Annotated in this window: 3 protein-coding genes; all 3 read left to right on the top strand. The window is 63.4% G+C overall.

Annotated elements, in window-relative coordinates; genetic code table 11:
* Positions 1–778, top strand: a 778-nt coding sequence (gene pstA, locus AC1DT2_RS21635) for a phosphate ABC transporter permease PstA (protein WP_477298651.1), incomplete at its 5' end; no start/stop codon positions are given.
* Positions 779–860: 82 nt separating this feature from the next.
* Positions 861–1,604 (top strand): phosphate ABC transporter ATP-binding protein PstB, encoded by a 744-nt coding sequence (gene pstB, locus AC1DT2_RS21630; protein WP_477298653.1) that lies wholly within the window; start codon positions 861–863, stop codon positions 1,602–1,604.
* Positions 1,605–1,624: 20 nt separating this feature from the next.
* Positions 1,625–2,104, top strand: a 480-nt coding sequence (gene phoU, locus AC1DT2_RS21625) for a phosphate signaling complex protein PhoU (RefSeq protein ID WP_477298649.1), incomplete at its 3' end; no start/stop codon positions are given.

Genomic DNA, 2,104 nt, shown 5'->3' with positions numbered 1-2,104 from the left:
GGCCTGGATCCTCTGGGAGACGCTGAGCCAGGGCATTGCCGGCCTCAAGCCCGCGCTGTTCACCAAGATCACCGCTTACCGCGAGGAAGGCGGCCTGGCCAATGCCATGGTCGGCAGCCTGATCCTCAACGTGATCGGCATCCTCATCGCCACGCCGATCGGCGTGATGGCGGGAACCTGGCTGGCCGAATATTCGCGCCGCTCGAAACTCGGTCCGACCATCCGCTTCCTCAATGACATCCTCTTGTCCGCGCCGTCGATCGTGCTGGGCCTGTTCGTCTACACCATCGTCGTGCTGCCCTCGAAGTGGCTGACCAATGGCGACGTCACCTTCTCCGGTATCGCCGGCGGTATCGCGCTGGCCCTGATCGCCCTGCCCGTTATCGTGCGCACCACCGACGAAATGCTGCGCCTGGTGCCGGGTACGCTGCGCGAGGCCGCGCTGTCGCTCGGCGTACCGCAGTGGAAGCTCACCGTGCAGATCCTGATCCGCGCCGCGCGGTCGGGTATTGTCACCGGTGTGTTGCTCRCCCTCGCCCGCATMAGTGGCGAAACGGCGCCGCTGCTGTTTACGGCGTTCGGCAACAACTTCATGACGTTCAACCCGATCGACAAGATGCCGAGCCTGCCGCAAGTCATTTACGAATACACGAAGGACCCGAGCCCGGACATCAACACCCTCGCCTGGGCCGGCGCGTTCGTCCTGACCATGTTCGTGCTGGCGCTCAGCCTCGTCGCCCGCTTTGTATTCTCGCGCTCCAAGGTGTCCCATGACTAACATGAACGAAGTCGCCTCCAAGCCGGGTTTCGGCACCTCGCCCCATGGGTCGGACGTCGATCTCGGCCAGGTGCCGGCGAAGATGACCGTGCGCGATCTCAACTTCCATTACGGCGAGTTCCACGCGCTCAAGAGCATCGCCATGGACGTGCCGGAGAAGAAGGTCACGGCCATCATCGGTCCGTCCGGCTGCGGCAAGTCCACCCTGCTGCGCATCTTCAACCGCATTTACGCTATCTACCCGAACCTGCGTGCGAGCGGCGAAATCGTGCTCGATGGCGAGAACATCCTCGACCCGAAGTACTCGCTCAACCGCCTGCGCAGCAAGGTCGGCATGGTGTTCCAGAAGCCTGTGCCGTTCCCGATGACCATCTTCGAGAACGTGGCCTACGGCATCCGCCATCACGAAAAGCYCAACCGCACGGACATGGAAGGCCGCGTGGAGCAAGCCCTGCGTGGTGCCGCGCTGTGGGACGAAGTGAAGGACAAGCTCAAGCAGAGCGCGCTCGGCCTCTCCGGTGGTCAGCAGCAGCGTCTGTGCATCGCCCGCGGGATCGCGCTGAAGCCGGAAGTGCTCCTGCTGGACGAGCCGACCTCGGCACTCGACCCGATCGCCACGAGCCGCATCGAGCAGCTGGTGGAAGAGCTGAAGAGCCAGTTCACCATCGTCATCGTCACGCACAACATGCAGCAGGCGGCGCGCTGCTCGGATATGACCGCTTTCATGTACATGGGTGAGCTGATCGAGTTCGACCGGACCGAGAAGATCTTCACCAAGCCGAACAAAAAGCAGACCGAAGACTACATCACCGGCCGTTTCGGCTAAGCCCCCCTACGAGGCATGCGATGAACACTCCGCACCAGCACATCATCAAGAGCTACGACGACGAACTGAAGCGCCTCACCGGCGAAATCGTCAAGATGGGCGAACTCGCCGTCGCCCAGCTCGAGGCCGCCATCGACGTGGTCCAGCGCCGTGACGAGCGCGCTGCCCAGCGCGTCGTCGACAACGACGAAGCCATCGACTCGCTCGAGCAGGAAATCAGCCAGGACGTCGTTCGCCTGCTGGCCCTGCGCGCACCGATCGCCGGCGATCTGCGTAGTGTGTTCGCCGCGCTGCGCATCGCCGCGGACATCGAGCGCATCGGCGACTACGCCGCCAACGTGGCGAAGCGTTCCATTCCGCTTAGCCGTGTAGCGCCGATCGCTGTCGTTGGCGGCCTCGCGAACCTTGCCGAGCTCGCCATCGAAGAGCTGCGCGACGTGCTCAAGGCTTACCACGACCAGGACGCCGAAGCCGCTTATGAAGTGTGGAAAGCAGATGCC

This window comes from Luteibacter sp. P4_E6, assembly GCF_056401535.1.
The sequence above is the reverse complement of the archived record's forward strand: the minus strand, read 5'-3'. Positions and strand labels throughout refer to the sequence as shown.